General features: G+C 48.7%; 18 protein-coding genes. 16 read left to right on the forward strand and 2 right to left on the reverse strand.

Annotation, left to right across the window (positions count from 1 at the left end):
• Positions 1-8: 8 nt before the first annotated feature.
• The 14 genes from moaD to gltS all read left to right on the forward strand — a co-directional run bounded on the left by moaD (position 9) and on the right by gltS (position 9,155).
• Positions 9-260, forward strand: a complete 252-nt coding sequence (gene moaD, locus AC5YBZ_RS00365) for a molybdopterin synthase sulfur carrier subunit (RefSeq protein WP_494520387.1) — start codon at positions 9-11, stop codon at positions 258-260.
• A 1-nt stretch (position 261) separates the two neighbouring features.
• Positions 262-729 carry a molybdopterin synthase catalytic subunit MoaE gene (moaE, locus tag AC5YBZ_RS00370; RefSeq protein WP_162599231.1) on the forward strand — a complete coding sequence of 156 codons (468 nt, stop codon included), beginning with the start codon at positions 262-264 and terminating at the stop codon, positions 727-729.
• A 90-nt stretch (positions 730-819) separates the two neighbouring features.
• Entirely contained in the window at positions 820-1,572 is a 753-nt protein-coding gene (gene modA, locus AC5YBZ_RS00375; protein ID WP_494521555.1) for a molybdate ABC transporter substrate-binding protein, read from the forward strand.
• A gap of 3 nt (positions 1,573-1,575) precedes the next feature.
• Positions 1,576-2,256: a molybdate ABC transporter permease subunit gene (gene modB / locus AC5YBZ_RS00380; RefSeq protein WP_475515463.1), complete on the forward strand. Its 681-nt coding sequence runs from the start codon at positions 1,576-1,578 to the stop codon at positions 2,254-2,256.
• The gene (locus tag AC5YBZ_RS00385; RefSeq protein ID WP_494520386.1) at positions 2,237-3,355 is read left to right on the forward strand and encodes an ABC transporter ATP-binding protein; all 1,119 of its coding nucleotides are present in this window, start codon (positions 2,237-2,239) and stop codon (positions 3,353-3,355) included. The genes modB and AC5YBZ_RS00385 overlap by 20 nt, the downstream gene beginning before the upstream one ends.
• A 108-nt stretch (positions 3,356-3,463) precedes the next feature.
• Positions 3,464-3,673: a hypothetical protein gene (locus AC5YBZ_RS00390; RefSeq protein WP_494520385.1), complete on the forward strand. Its 210-nt coding sequence runs from the start codon at positions 3,464-3,466 to the stop codon at positions 3,671-3,673.
• A gap of 8 nt (positions 3,674-3,681) precedes the next feature.
• A complete protein-coding gene (locus AC5YBZ_RS00395; protein ID WP_494524781.1) occupies positions 3,682-3,810 on the forward strand; it encodes a hypothetical protein in 129 nt (42 codons plus the stop codon).
• A gap of 62 nt (positions 3,811-3,872) precedes the next feature.
• Entirely contained in the window at positions 3,873-4,409 is a 537-nt protein-coding gene (locus tag AC5YBZ_RS00400; protein WP_494520384.1) for a PepSY domain-containing protein, read from the forward strand.
• Positions 4,410-4,413: 4 nt separating this feature from the next.
• Complete coding sequence (locus AC5YBZ_RS00405) at positions 4,414-5,091, forward strand: response regulator transcription factor (protein ID WP_475515467.1); 678 nt, start codon at positions 4,414-4,416, stop codon at positions 5,089-5,091.
• Between the two features lie 49 nt (positions 5,092-5,140).
• Complete coding sequence (locus AC5YBZ_RS00410; protein ID WP_494520383.1) at positions 5,141-6,400, forward strand: sensor histidine kinase; 1,260 nt, start codon at positions 5,141-5,143, stop codon at positions 6,398-6,400.
• 15 nt (positions 6,401-6,415) lie between these two features.
• Positions 6,416-7,090, forward strand: a complete 675-nt coding sequence (locus AC5YBZ_RS00415; protein ID WP_494520382.1) for a TIGR01621 family pseudouridine synthase — start codon at positions 6,416-6,418, stop codon at positions 7,088-7,090.
• Between the two features lie 21 nt (positions 7,091-7,111).
• Positions 7,112-7,276, forward strand: coding sequence for a YqaE/Pmp3 family membrane protein (locus AC5YBZ_RS00420; RefSeq protein WP_494520381.1), 165 nt, complete (start codon positions 7,112-7,114; stop codon positions 7,274-7,276).
• A gap of 226 nt (positions 7,277-7,502) precedes the next feature.
• Complete coding sequence (locus AC5YBZ_RS00425; RefSeq protein ID WP_110458832.1) at positions 7,503-7,658, forward strand: DUF2986 domain-containing protein; 156 nt, start codon at positions 7,503-7,505, stop codon at positions 7,656-7,658.
• Positions 7,659-7,931: 273 nt separating this feature from the next.
• Positions 7,932-9,155, forward strand: a complete 1,224-nt coding sequence (gene gltS / locus AC5YBZ_RS00430; RefSeq protein ID WP_494520380.1) for a sodium/glutamate symporter — start codon at positions 7,932-7,934, stop codon at positions 9,153-9,155.
• A gap of 122 nt (positions 9,156-9,277) precedes the next feature.
• Here the strand turns inward: gltS and AC5YBZ_RS00435 are convergent, their stop codons facing one another.
• Positions 9,278-11,818 carry a M14 family zinc carboxypeptidase gene (locus AC5YBZ_RS00435; RefSeq protein WP_494543296.1) on the reverse strand — a complete coding sequence of 847 codons (2,541 nt, stop codon included), beginning with the start codon at positions 11,816-11,818 and terminating at the stop codon, positions 9,278-9,280.
• 204 nt (positions 11,819-12,022) lie between these two features.
• On the opposite strand from AC5YBZ_RS00435, the gene nfuA reads away from it, so the two are divergent.
• Positions 12,023-12,601: a Fe-S biogenesis protein NfuA gene (gene nfuA / locus AC5YBZ_RS00440; RefSeq protein ID WP_475515473.1), complete on the forward strand. Its 579-nt coding sequence runs from the start codon at positions 12,023-12,025 to the stop codon at positions 12,599-12,601.
• Between the two features lie 108 nt (positions 12,602-12,709).
• Here the strand turns inward: nfuA and AC5YBZ_RS00445 are convergent, their stop codons facing one another.
• A complete protein-coding gene (locus AC5YBZ_RS00445) occupies positions 12,710-14,053 on the reverse strand; it encodes an MATE family efflux transporter (RefSeq protein WP_494520378.1) in 1,344 nt (447 codons plus the stop codon).
• A 22-nt stretch (positions 14,054-14,075) separates the two neighbouring features.
• Between AC5YBZ_RS00445 and AC5YBZ_RS00450 the strand changes: the two genes are divergently transcribed.
• The gene (locus AC5YBZ_RS00450; RefSeq protein WP_494520377.1) at positions 14,076-15,122 is read left to right on the forward strand and encodes a polysaccharide deacetylase family protein; all 1,047 of its coding nucleotides are present in this window, start codon (positions 14,076-14,078) and stop codon (positions 15,120-15,122) included.
• Positions 15,123-15,152 lie beyond the last annotated feature (30 nt).

A 15,152-nucleotide genomic window follows, 5' to 3' on the forward strand; every position in this document is an offset into this window, starting at 1 on the left:
GTCGATAAATGATAAATGTACTTTTTTTTGCTCAAGTTCGTGAGCTATTGGGTGAAGGTTCGATAAAGGTAGAGGCATCCGATGTGACGCGTACCGCTGAAGGATTGCGGGCGCAGCTGGCGGCCAAAGATGACAAGTGGGCTAAAGTGCTGGCCTCAGATAAGTTGCTGGTAGCCGTTAATCAAACCATTAGCAGCTGGGATTCCCCAGTGGAAGATGGCGATGAAGTGGCCTTCTTTCCTCCAGTGACGGGAGGCTAATATGACAGCGATGTTCGATCGGGTATTGGTGCAGACTGACGATTTTAGCGTGCCACAAGAGTATGCCCGTATTGCCGATGATAATAGCGACGGCGCTGTGGTGACGTTTGTGGGTAAAGTGCGTGATTTTAATGATGGCAGTGCTGTTACCGATCTCACCTTAGAGCATTACCCCGGTATGACAGAGGCCGTGCTGCAACAAATCACTGCACAGGCGCGTGAGCGCTGGCCGCTCAACAAGGTGACCATCATTCACCGCGTGGGGACCATGGCGCTTGGCGAGCAGATAGTGTTTATTGGCGTCACCAGTGCGCACCGTAAGGCCGCGTTCGCCGCCTGTGAGTTTTTAATTGATTTCCTTAAAACTAAGGCGCCATTTTGGAAGCTAGAGGCGGGCGATCAGGGTAAAAATTGGGTCGAAGCCAAAGATGCCGATGAACAAGCGGCGCAGATGTGGCAACAAAAATAGCCGCGATTTAGGCGTATTCTAAGATGGCGTTTTGCTAGCATTGGGGAGAGTAGTGTGAAGAGCTTTATTCGCGCTGTGGCGATATTCATTATGTGTGTCGGCGCATCGCCAAGCTGGGCAAGTGACGTCCCCGCCATCGCTGCGGCGGCCAACATTAAGTTTGCGCTCGATAAAATTGCCGCTAATTTTACCCAAGATACGGGACAGCGAGTGCGTATCTCCTATGGCTCTTCGGGTAATTTAGTGGCGCAGATCCGCCATGGCGCGCCGTTTGAACTGTTTTTATCAGCCGATGATAAATATATTTATCAGTTGCATAAGCTTGGTGTCACCACTAGCGATGGCGTGTTGTATGCCATTGGGCGTCTAGCCTTAGCGGCTCCAAAAACCTCTGCATTAGCGTTAGATCCCCAGCTAGAGGGGTTAAAAAGCATGCTGCAACAAGGCCTGCTACAACGGTTTGCCATCGCCAATCCCGATCATGCGCCCTATGGTGAGCGAGCTCGCGAATACTTTGAGCATCTTGGTATGTGGCAGCAAGTACAATCCCACCTTATATTTGGCGAAAATGTCTCCCAAGCCGCCCAATTTGCCTTGAGTGGCTCCACCGATGGCGGCATTGTGGCGTTATCTTTGGCGATGGCACCCCAATTTCAAGCCGTTGGCCACTATGTGGCGTTGCCCAGTGAATGGCATACGCCGCTCAATCAACGCATGGTATTGACCGAGAAAGCGGGCGATACCGCCAAACTCTTTTATGGTTACTTGCAGCAGGCAAGGTCGCGCTCGGTGTTTACCGACTTTGGTTTTAGTTTGCCTGAACTCACAGCACCGGGAGAGTAACAGATGGATTGGCAGGCGTTAGGCTTATCGATCAAATTGAGCACTGTAACCGTGCTCATACTGATCCCTTTCGCTATCTGGGTAGGGCGCTTGTTGGCCTATCATCAATTTCGCGGCAAATCTTGGGTCGAAGCCTTGATCATGGTGCCTTTGGTGTTACCGCCTACCGTTATCGGCTATTACTTGCTGGTGGGACTTGGCAGTCAGTCTTGGTTAGGCCAGTTGCTACAAAATGTGCTTGGCCAGCAGTTAGTATTCCACTTTTCTGGGTTGGTGGTCGCCTCGGTGTTAGTCAATATTCCGTTTGCTATTCAGCCCATTCAACGTGCCTTTGAGGCAGTACCCGAAGAGGTGCGTGACGCTGCAGCGTGTTGTGGTATGAGTCCGTTTAAAGCGTTAACCAAAATTGAGCTGCCCCTCGTATGGCCTGGTGTGCTGACCGCCTTAGTACTCTGTTTTTCGCATGTATTGGGTGAATTTGGGGTGGTATTGATGATGGGCGGCAACATTGCCGGTGAAACTAAGACCATCGCCATCTCGATTTATGACAGCGTACAAGCCTTCGATTTTGCCAGTGCAGGGCAGATGTCGTTGGTATTACTGCTGTTTGCGGTTACGGCACTAGCGCTGACCACCAGTCTGTCACGCCGCTTAGGAGGCTTAAGTGTCTCAAGACGTCGCTGATCTGTATTGCAGGGTTAATCAAACCCAAGAGATAGTGCTCGATGCCGAGTTTACCTGCCGTGCTGGAGAAGTGTTGGCGGTAGTGGGGCCATCGGGAGGCGGTAAGTCGACGCTACTGCGGATGATCGCCGGATTAGCCAAGCCTCAAGCGGGTGAGATCCGCTACGGTGAGCGTCAGTGGTTTAATAGCCAGCAGGGCGATTACCTTACTCCGCAGCAGCGTCATTTAGGCTATGTGCCGCAACACTTTGGTTTGTTTCCCAATATGACGGCGCTCGAAAATGTGGTGGCGGCGCTCGATCATATCCCCAAGGACGAGCGCGTTACTCGAGCCAAAGATTGGTTAGAGCGAGTCAATTTACATGGCCTGCCTGACCGACTCCCCGCTAATTTGTCGGGTGGCCAGCGTCAACGGGTCGCTTTAGCACGCGCCTTAGCGCGTCAGCCTTCGGTATTGCTGCTTGATGAGCCTTTTTCTGCGGTCGATCGCGAAACCCGCGAGCGCCTGTATCTTGAGTTAGCGAGGCTTAAAGAGCAGTTAGCGATTCCGGTGATTATGGTCACTCATGATCTCAATGAAGCCCTGTTGCTCGCCGATAGCATGATTTTAATCAGCCAAGGCGTGTTGTTACAACAAGGCGCTCCCAGAGACGTACTCACCCGGCCACGTAATGAAGCGGTGGCAAAGCAGATGGGACTGCGCAATGTGTTTGATGCCGAGGTGGTGGCGCAAGAAGAAGCGCGGCAGATCACTTGGTTGAAGTTTGGTGATCACCTCATCGCCAGCAGTTATTTTGACAGCCTAGATATTGGCTCCACGGTGCGTTGGGTGATCCCCAATCAAGGTATTCGGTTTAACTCCATCACCAAAGGACGCCTGTGTCGCAGCTTTAATAAGTTGATTATCACTGTGGAGTCGACCTTGGCGATGGGCGAAACCATGCGCATTGTTGCCAGTATCAAGGGCGTAAAGCATAGCCTTAACGCAGAGGTGCCGTTACATTTGGCGCAAAAGCTTGCCCTAGCCCCTGGGGTTGAGACTGAGGTGGCACTGAAATCAGAGCTTATCCATATCCTAGAAATCTGTGCTGCAGGCTAACTCGCCCTAGTCGATTGTATGATCAATCATTAATCTTTGTTCCATCTCTTTTCCATCATAGGGGCTCTACAATTCGCTTATTGAGATAAGTGCGGTATAGGAGCAAATATGACTAGAAAATTAACGGGTTCATTAATATTAGCTTGTGTATTGACCTTGCCTAGCGTGGTGGCCTATAGCTATGCCAGCCCATCTGCGGTGCAGACGGCAGCAGAAGCGGCTAAGGCTAGACCTGATACTCCCGTTGCGCTCACAGGACACCTGATAAAGAGCCTAGGGGAGGAAAATACCTGTTTAAAGACCAGAGTGGTGAGGTAGAAGTCGAAATCGACAATGCCTTATGGCGTGATATTGAGGTGTTAACCAACACCACTGTTACCCTAAAAGGTGAGGTGGATGATGAATGGCAAGGGGTTGAGATTGCAATTGATGAAATCGATCTCCTAGCAGATTAACGCTAGCCCGCAGCTTGTTGCTGGGGTTAAGATACCGATATTAAACATTTTATGGAGGAGTTATGGCTCGTTGGTTAATCAGCTTAGTGCTGTTATCTAGTGTCAGTGTTGCTGGGTTTGCCAGCGCGAACTCGACAGTTCTGGAGTTACTATCAGATAGCCAGAGTCTGACCCCGCAGCAGATCATTGCGCAAGCGGAGAAAAGCTACCGTGGGATTATCTCAGAATTTGATATCGATGTGGTTAATGGTGAGCTGATCTATGAAGTGAGTATGATCAACACCCAAGCCGATACCGTGACAGAATTTGAATTTTGGGCTAAAGATGGCAAGCTTATTAGGCAGAAAGTGGCAACCTTAGAGGCCGACGATCGTGACGAACTGAAAGCTGTGCGCCTGATGCAGGATATGGATCTGGAGTTTTCACAGTTGCTTAAAACAGCCATGGGCGATAGCACGGCACATATTGTCGAAGCACAACTCGATCATGACTTAGGGATCAGTTACTTAGAGCTTAAATTAATTGATCAATATGGCAAACGTCGCTTGGCGTTTGATATTGAAAATCAGCGGCCTTTGCCCCTACTTAAGTGGGATTAACTTAATGAAAATATTGCTCGTAGAAGATGACGCTACCACCATCGATTATGTGGTGAAAGGCTTTACCGAACAAGGGCACAATATTGAAACCGCAAGCGATGGCCATCAAGGTCTGCTGCTTGCGACGAGTATGCAATACGATCTGATTATTTTAGACCGCATGCTACCCCAGCTTGACGGACTCAAGGTATTAGCCGCGCTACGAGCAACGGGTAATCAAACCCCTGTGCTGATCTTATCGGCCCTTAGCCACGTGGATGAGCGAGTTAAGGGCCTTAGAGCTGGTGGCGACGATTACATGACCAAGCCGTTTGCTTTTTCGGAGCTATTAGTGCGTGCAGAAAAACTGATGCAACGAGGCAACTCGGCGCCTGCGCACACCGAATTAGCCGTCGGCAATTTGGTGATGGAGCTGCTAACGCGTAAAGTGACCTTGGCAGGCCATGAGATCCCGCTGCAACCCAAAGAGTTTCAATTGCTTAAGTACTTGATGGAACATCCTAATCAGGTGATCAGTCGTACCTTGCTGTTTGAAGCGGTATGGGACTATCACTTTGATCCGCGCACTAATGTGATTGATGTGCATATAGCTAAGCTGCGTCGCAAGTTTGAAGAGCTTGGCTTTGGTGAACTAATCGAAACCGTTCGAGGGGCTGGTTATCGCCTACGTCAAGGGCATTAAGCCCTACCAGAGTAGTGCCTGGCGGATCACTATCATCTTTTCGGGCTTAGTGACCCTGATCATTGGCACCTTGCTATTTGGTATGTATCGCCAGCTGATTAACGAGCAAGAGCTGCAAACCAATCAACATTTAGCGGCAGAAAAACAGCGCTATCAACAGATGGCGCTGACGCTCGATAGACGCAGTTTTGCGACTCAAATTCGTACCGCCGACCCCAAAACTGCCCTAGTGGTGTGGCGCAGCTCGCTCGATCTAGTCGGGGCCTTGAGCCTCATGCCCGATGACATGCCTATCTTGCCTGAAACCCGAGAGTTTCCTATTTTGGCGGGAGGGGCAGACAAGCTGCATATTCTAACGGGTGGCTTAGTTATCACCCGTTATGGCCCTGTGTTAATTGCCACGCGAACCGACCAGTTAGCGACCTTAATCGAGCGATTTGTGAACGCGGCGATCACCGCTCTGATGTTGACCATTGTATTAACTTTAGCCTTAGGTTACCTGTTTTCTAAGGCGATCCTACGCCGCTTAGTGCAGTACAATCGTTTAAGCCGCCGTATCGAAAAAGGGGAATACTCGACACGGTTACCCGTGAGTTGGCGTCAAGATGAATTCGACATGCTGGCGGTAAAATTTAATGGCGTATTAGATACTCTAGAGAACAACCTTAACGCGGTGCGAGGGGCTACCGACAATATCGCTCACGATTTGCGCACTCCGCTGTCACATCTGCGCATGGGGATAGAACAGCTGCCCAATAAGTCGGTAGATGAACTCGGTGAAGCCTGCGCAATCTTAACCGAGGAACTCGACGATTGTTTAGCCACCTTCGATGCCATGTTGTCATTAACCCGTATCGAAGAGGGGCAACAAATTCTCGAACTGCAGCCCCTAAGCCTACAAGCCCTGTGTGGCGACTTGTATGAGATGGCAGATGCAATGGCGGAGCTTAACGAGCAAACATTGTCGCTGCAAACCGCTGACGATTATACGGTGATGGGCGATAAATACTTGTTGTTCCAAGCTTTATTTAATCTGGTCGATAACGCGATTAAGTATGCAGGCCAAGGCGCCAGTGTGCAGATAGTGCAGCGTGGAAACCAAGTACAAATTATCGATAATGGCCCGGGTATTCCGCCTGAGGCGACCGAAAAGGTGTTTGATCGCTTAGTACGGCTCGATCCCAGCCGTCACCATAAAGGCACCGGGTTAGGATTATCGCTAGTGAAAGCCATTTTACAGCGTCATAATGCGCGCATTACTCTCAGTGACAATCAACCTGGGTTGATTGTCACCATTGAATTTTCCTAACCTACATAGGTCCACATGTATCAGATCATCGCCGATGAAGCCGATTTTTTAGTGATCGATAAGTCACCCAAGGTGCATTTTCACAGCCAAGATGGTAGCGCGGGCGTGATGGCGCAGATTGAGCAAGATTTAGCAATTAAGCTCTACTCTGTACATCGGCTCGATACCATGACCTCTGGGCTATTGTTGTTTGCTAAAAGCAGCCAAGCCGCGGCCCGTTTTACGGCGATGTTTACCACGCACCAAGTTCAGAAATATTACCTCGCGCTGGCGAAGGGAAAACCCAAGAAGAAGCAGGGCAGCATCATAGGTGATATGGCAAAGTCGCGCCGTAGCATGTATAAATTACTACGTAGCATTGAAAATCCAGCGGTGACGCAGTTTTTTTCGCAGTCAGTTGCCGAAGGGCTGCGGCTCTATTTGCTTAAGCCTTTAAGTGGTAAGACCCACCAATTACGCGTGGCGTTAGCCAGTCTCGGTGTGCCTATTTTAGGGGACGAACTTTATGGTGGTGCGCCCGCGGATAGGGGGTATTTACACGCCTATGGATTACATTTCGAGTGGTCAGGACAAATGTACTCTTACTTAGTGACGCCGACATCGGGTGAGTGGTTTGGTCATGAGGCCATTGAGCGTCAATTACACACATGGGCTGAGCCTGAGTTGTTGGCTTGGCCAAAGCAAAAGTGATGACATAAGGAAGCGGCTAAAATGGATACAAATAAATTATTACTGGTGATTATTGCCATCTTATTGCCCCCGGTTGCGGTATTTTTAAAAAGCGGTGTCGGTAAAGATCTGCTGATCAATATCATTTTATGTTTGCTGTTTTTTGTCCCCGGATTGCTGCATGCACTCTGGGTTGTGACTAAATGATAAGCAGATGATTAAAACAAAAGCATAGTTAAGGCTGTGCTTTTTTGTGGGCGAATTTTAGTAATGCCTTTTTCTTTACTGTATGATTTAAAATGATTTAATATTTGAGTTTACTTAATAGTTTGAGATATATCACACAACTACGCTAGTAGATGCTTGCTTTAAAAATGTACTGACGTGGCGCTGCAGGCTCACAAATAGCCATTTTTGGGGTATACTCGCCGCCATGAATAGAAAGAAAAAAATCAATCAAACCCTAAAAGCTAAGGCGAAGAAAGCGAACGCTAAGCTTCATCACACAGGTAAGCCTAAATATATTTCGAAGGCTGAACGTGAGCGTTTAGCGGTTGAGATTGAACATTCATCCGAAAATGCGTCTTAGCACTAAGCGCATAAATTTACCCAATTTCATTTTCCAGTCACTGAGATAATTACCCATTGTTAACTTGTTCGGATGCGTTGCAGAATGACTCTGTTGGCGTCTCTGGATAGCGCGTGGCGTTTAAACGATTATGCTTAATCAATCGTTACCGCACTAAATGGGATTGTTTTAACCGCCAGACTCATTTTGTTATGAGCCCGGCGCATAGGGTGAGGCCGCGATAGACGCTGTAGTATCGGTCGTTGCGGACGGTTTTGCCGAAATAGGAGTGTTATGAATACTGTTTATTCTGTTGGAGAGTTAGAGTCGTTTCTGGTGGCCATTTTAGTGCTGTTTATCGGTCACTCGGTCAATCGTCATGTGCCTGTATTTAAAAAATATAATATCCCAGAGCCCATAGTTGGCGGTTTAATTATCGCTGCGATTATCGCCATACTGCATTTTAATCAGATCTCGTTAGAGTTTACGCTGTCGATGCAAAACACCTTGATGATGATGTTTTTTGCCACAGTGGGTTTAGCGGCAAGTTACAAATTATTGATGAAAGGCGGTACTAAGGTCTTTCTCTTTTTAGGTATCGCCTCTCTTTATATTGTGATTCAAAATGCGGTGGGAGTTGGCATGGCTTCCGCATTAGGGCTAGAACCTCTAATGGGCTTAATTGCAGGGTCAATTACCCTGTCGGGGGGCCATGGTACAGGCGCCGCTTGGGCGCAAACCTTCTCTAACAATTATGGTATCAATACCCTTGAGTTTGCGATGGCTGCAGCCACGTTTGGGCTCGTGATGGGCGGTATTATTGGTGGCCCCGTTGCGCAGCGACTCATCAATAAACATGGCCTAGTTTCCTCTTATGGCGTGGGGGGCAACCATCATAAAGATCACCCAGATTTGGTGACTTATGATCAATTAGAAGAAGACCGAGTTACCGCTAAGAGCATTCTTGAGGTGTTGTTTATTTTGCTGCTCTGTGTGGGCGGTGCTAAGTGGTTTAGCTCGTTGGTGAGTATGTTCGAACTCAGCTGGTTACGGATGCCAGACTTTGTTTATGCGCTGTTTTTTGGCGTGATGATCACCAATATCACCGAGCTATCGCGTGGCTATAAAATTAATAGCGAAAGCGTGGATGTAATTGGTACCGTGTCTTTATCGCTGTTTTTGTCTATGGCATTGATGAACTTAAAGCTGTGGGAAATTTTTGACCTCGCGGTGCCGCTATTGATTATTTTACTCATTCAAACGGTAGTGTTGGCGCTATTTGCCTACTTTGTTACCTTTAAACTGATGGGCAGTAATTATGATGCCGCAGTGATGGCAGGTGGCCACTGTGGTTTTGGTATGGGGGCGACGCCAACCGCAGTGATGAATATGGGGGCATTAGTCTCGAGAACCGGGCCTTCGCCACAAGCCTTTATGGTGGTGCCCATTGTGGGTGCTTTCTTTATCGATATCGTCAATGTGGTTATTTTAAAAGGCTACTTGAGCTTTATCATGTAAGCACTTAGTGGTGTAAGCATTAGCATGGCGCGCCATGTTGCTTGCTTTGCTTAAACGACCTAACGACACACGGCACTTACTTAAGTAAGTGCCGTGTGTCGTTAAGCAGTAAGTGGGTGGCTTCAGTGCAGCGCCGGAATGAAATAGAGGCTGTTACTGTAGACCTTTTGCGCGTCGAGCCAGCTATTTCTAAACAGTAGGTTATCGGTTAGCGCCACTATCGCTCCCTTACCATGGCGTTCAACTCGAATGGCTGGTGTTTGGCTCAAGCTGCGTTGATATTCCTTTGCCAGATAGCCATCCAGTAGCGGTTCATCAGCGTAATTCGCGGCGGTGGTAAAGGCGCTTGAACCGGCGAGTAATCCCAGTGGCTTATTCTTGAGTATCGGCAGAGTGCTGCCTTGTAGGCCGAAATTAATCGGGTGAGAGGTATCAAGAGCCAGTGCCAGTATGGCTCCGCCAATCGCTTGGCGTGCCTGTAGTGTCGCTTGCTCTTCAAAGCGCATGCCATCAGTGGCAAATAGCTGTTCAAATGCGCGTGGATTTCTCACATCACTCTTTAATAAGTTGCCTTTGCTTAGCCAGCTTAAGGCCCCCTTTTGCGCCACGATCACCCCGCCATTATTAACAAACTGCCCCAGTTTACGGGCGAGCTTTTCATCGACATTTTGATAGCTGCCATCGGCAAGAAACAGATGGGTGTATCGGTTAAGGGGCAGACTCGGCAAGCGAGACACATCCACTTGAGTGAGCGGCGCCGCCAAATGTTGATCCATAAAATACCCTAGCTCACCCACTCCTGACGCCGAGGTACCATAACCTGTGATCACCACAGCTTTGATTGGCGCAATAGGGTGAAAATCAGGACTGCCTAAATCGATACCTGATAACGCGCGGCTACTGGTAACCGTGGCCATGGTGAGCCGATGGTGAGTGGCGAGCGAAATAAGCAGTTCTTTTAATGGTGCGCTCGCCATGGTTTGACGACCTAGGGCGATTTGCAATGTGCCGGCGGTAAAATCGCTCTCACCAGTTGCGGTCATGATACTGAATGGTTTGGCGGCAAATTTTACTTTAACCCCATGACTAAGGAGCTGCTGTAGTACGGTCGCCGCATGATGTTGTCGCCAATCAATGAGCACGGCTACGCTGTCAGCAGCAATGCTTAGTGGCGCGTCAAGCGGGCGCTGGCTGCTGAGTGTATCCACATCTAGGCTGACATCGCGGGCCAGTTGTAAATGATAGGCGTAGGTGAAGTTCCAACTGGAGACATCATAAAAGGTGGCATCGTCGAATTCGGTGCGTTGATCAAATAGTGCCAGTAGTAGACTTTTTTGCGGCTGATTAATCGGGATAAATAGGCTATCGCGCGGCGCGTAATCATGGCGTCCTTGGCGCAGACCTTCTCGCAGGTAAAAAAATAGGATCTGATGCTGCTGTAACACCTGGGCTAAGTCATCGCGCCGGCCCGGATCGTGACTCGTGCTGATCAATAAGCCGCTTTCGCGCCCCGAAGGCTGATGCTTATCCTTACGTTGATAAAAGCGTGTTTGAAACTGTTGTAACTCTTGTTTAAGCGCTAACGCGCCTTTAAGGCTGGAAAACGACGTCGCCACTTGGTTTGCAATCGCCTGTTCAAAAACCAGCATGCCATTGTCAGATTCCTGTTGCTGTCCACGTACACTGGCCTGCTCAAACAGCATCCCGACAGAGCCGTTGATATCAGGGTAGGTTGAGCCTTTACCATAGTAAAAGTCATCAAACATTTGTTGGCTAAAATAGGGTTGCTGCCGTGTATCGAGCGCCTTGGCATGGTAAGCGGCTAGTTTAAGGGTCAGTTGTTGATTTTCTTCTGGGGTCAGCGGATGAGTGCGTTTAGGCACTCCAGGTTGAAAGAAGTAACTTTGGTTGTGGCCCATTTCATGAAAGTCGCCAACATAGTGGGGTTGCCAGCGATGAAACAGGGCGATGCGTGCGCGCGTCTCCGGATGGCGCAAGAACAGCCAGTCACGATTAAGGTCGGCAAAATAATGATTTGAACGCCCAGCGGGCCAATTTTGTTGATGTTCATTATGGTTGCCATCACTGTTTTTTACTTTGCCAGTGTAGTTATTGGCCCAAGTAGAAAAGCGGTCTAAACCATCAGGGTTTTGGGTTGGGGTAATGAGTACCACAGCGTTATCGAGCAAGTCGATAACCCAAGGCTCTTGGCTACTACTGAGCTGATGGCTCACAGTTAATGCGGCATGCGCACCACTGGCTTCGTCACCATGAATGCTATAGGCCAACCAGATGATCAAGGGCCCCGTTTGTGGCTGGCCGCTTTTAACTTGTGCGCGCTGAGCCATGATCTGTTTAAGATTGGCTTGGTTTGCTGCCGAGGTGATCACCGCCGTGAGTTGTGAGCGGGCTTCATGGCTGTTGCCAGTCGACTCGAGGCTAACCCGAGGGCTTTGGCGTGCTAACTGCTTGAGGTAGAAGTTTATTTGGTCGTGCCGTAGATGCCAGCTGCCTAGTGGATAACCTAAAAACTGGCTCGGTGATTCGATGGCCGAGGTTGTTGCTGTAGCAGATGTGGCGGTAGTCACATTTTGATTAATCGATACTGCTTGAGCAATCAGTGGCGTAAAAAACAGCAGCAGTAGGCAGAGTCGCAGCATCATTAGAGTCTTTATTATTGTATATAAAGGTTAAATTAACAGCTCGCTGAAATCGTTACCATAGCCAGTAGTCACTTTATACGACACTTTTTAGACAAAAAATTACTGACTAATCGCCATAGGGGCTACAAAGCTGATAGGAGTCGGAGTATCATAGCGGTAATTCTTACTAAAACACTCGGGTTTAACCTGACGGAGCATGTCTTAATGATCACCATTTCCGATGCAGCTCAGGCACATTTTGTAAAGCTACTCGCTGATCAGCCTGAAGGAACTCATATTCGCGTATTTGTTATCAGCCCTGGTACTCCATCGGCAGAGTGCGGCGTGTCTTATTGCCCACCCGATGCCGTTGAAGCCGATGATATCGAGCTAGAGTTTAATGGTTTTCATGCCATGGTTGATGAAAAGAGCGCTCCTTTTCTGGAAGATGCTTCAATTGATTTCGTCACCGATCAACTCGGTTCGCAACTGACGCTCAAAGCGCCTAATGCTAAGATGCGTAAAGTCGATAATGATGCGCCATTGAAAGAGCGTATCGAGTACGTGATTCAATCTGAAATCAATCCACAGCTGGCTAGCCATGGTGGTAACATCATGCTGGTTGAAATCGATGCCGCAGGCGTTGCTGTACTCCAATTTGGTGGTGGATGTAACGGTTGTTCTATGGTTGATGTGACTCTGAAGGATGGTATCGAGAAGCAACTACTTGATATGTTCCCAGGCGAATTGACTGGCGTACGTGATGTGACAGAGCATGAGCATGGCGACCATTCATACCAGTAATCTTATTGGATGAATTCTGCTTGTTGCAGGATGACGTTTATTACGGGATGACTTAGGTCATCCCGTTTTATTTTGTCGCCAATGGTGCATCACCATCCTATGGGGGCGCTAGGCCTGCATTAATCTGGTTTTTAAACGATAGTGATAATGCCATGCAAGGGTGACACTTCTGGCAAGCATAAACACACTCATCGCGGCCCATAAGGCATGATTACCACTGTCTTGCAGTAGCCACCATGTGGGAAAAAACACGCCAAAGGTCGACAATATCATGCTATTACGCATGGTGGCACCTTCGGCTGCGCCAATATAAACACCATCAAACAGGTAAGATCCAAACGCCAAAAACGGCATAAATATCACCCAAATTAGGTACTCTTGTGCCACTTGCTGCACCGCATCAATACTGGTGAGCAGGGTAATGAATTGTCCGCCTAATGTGGCAAAGCATAATACAAATATCAGGGCAGCGATGGCTGACCATAGGGTGGCTAATGTCACCGCCCCTGACATTCGCTGTGGATTGTGTTCGCCAAAGGCCCGCCCCACTTCAGCCTCGGCGTAGTAGGCTATACCATCTAAGGCATAGGAAATTAACAATAATAGGTTGAGTAATACCGCATTGGCCGCGACGGTATTGTCGCCTAAGCTGGCGCCTTCGAAGGTCATAAAGGCAAAAGTGAGTTGTAAGCAGAGGCTACGAATAAAGATATCGCGATTGAGTCCCAAGAGTTTGTGGTAGCTGCGAAGTGATAATTGGCGACATAAAGTGAGTAGGTGAAAGCCACCCTGTCTGGCTATCACTCGGGACACCATGGTCGCCGCTACCGCAAAGCCCGTGATATCGGCAAATACCGATGCCCATGCCGCACCCTGTACGCCCCAATCGAATGCGATAACAAATAACAGATCCAATAAAATATTGGTACAATTGGCTGCGATCAGTTGCCACATGGCGGCTTTGGGTTGTTGCCTTCCGAGGAGCCACCCCAGCATGGCTAAGTTCATCAGCGCAAAGGGAGTCGACCAGATCCGTATATGAAAGTAAGCCTGGCTGTAATAGCGTACCTCGGCGCTCGCATCAGATAGTGATAGTGCCAAGGTCATAATAGGCGACTGAAATAAGATAGCCGCAGCCCCCAGTAACAGGGCTAAACTGGCCGATTGCAACAACAGTCGATATTGCGCTTGCGTGTCGCCAGCCCCAAAGGCCTGTGCCACCAAACCTGTGGTAGACATGCGCAGAAACCCCAGTACCCATAAGAGCAAAGTAATAAGGGTTGAGCCGACAGCAACACCCCCTAAATAATAAGCGTTACTCAGATGTCCCACCACGGCCGTATCGACTAAGCCTAATAAGGGCACGGTAATGTTTGACAGAATCATGGGCAAAGCAAGTGCAAGCAAATGCCTGTTTTTCTGTTTATCTAACAGTAAATTAACTAGGGACATAGATTCTCAGAGGTTACTTAGTATGTTAAAACGCGTTTTCGTTACGCTGATATGCTGCTTGAGCTTTTCGGCTCAGGCGGTGGTGATTTTACAGTATCATCATGTGTCAGAAGATACACCTAGGGTCACCAGTGTGACGCCATTAGAGTTTCGTCAACAGATGGCCTACCTGAGTGATAATGGCTTTACCGTAATTCCTCTGTCAGAGGTGGTCGATGGACTCAAAGCCGATAAAGCCTTTGCCGATAAAACGGTGGCGATCACTTTCGATGATGGCTATCAAAACATTGCCGATAATGCCCATCCAATTTTAAAAGAATATGGTTTTCCTTACACCATCTTTATCGCTGTCGAGCCAATAGAGCAGCAATATCGTGATGTGATGAATTGGACGACCTTGAAGCGGTTAGTCGCTGATGGCGTCGAGTTGGCGAACCACAGTTGGGGGCATGAGCATTTGATCCGTCGTCTCGACGGTGAAACCGAATCCGATTGGTTAACGCGTATTGAAACTAATCTGTTGGCAACCGAAGCGCAAATAGTGGCGAAAACGGGTCAGAGTTGGAAGATGTTGGCTTACCCTTATGGCGAATATAACGCGGCGATAGAAGCATTGCTGAGCAAGCTAGGCTTTGTCGGGTTTGGGCAACAGTCGGGGGCTGCAGGCCATTATTCCAGCTTAACGGCGTTACCTCGCTTTCCGGTGGCGGGCACCTATGCGGATCTGTCTAGCTTAAAAGTGAAGTTGCACAGTTTAAACATGCCGATATTGGCATTGTCTCCGTCGAATACCGAGCTAGCGCTAGGTGATTGGCGTCCAGAGATGAAGGTTAAGCTAGACATGAGTGATATCTACCCTCATCAGTTGATGTGCTTTATACAAGGACAGGGAGCCGCTAAGCCATTGTGGGTGAGTGAAGATGAGTTTGTTGTGCGCGCAGGACTCGACCTGCCGCCAGGTCGGTCACGCTACAACTGCACTGCACCCAGTAAGCAAAGTGGGCGTTACTATTGGTTTTCCCAAGCTTGGGTGCGACCTAAAAGCGACGGTACTTGGCTCAAAGAGTAGCGGGTGTTAGCTTAGCCAATGATACGGCGT

Source organism: Shewanella sp. 553, from assembly GCF_059338375.1.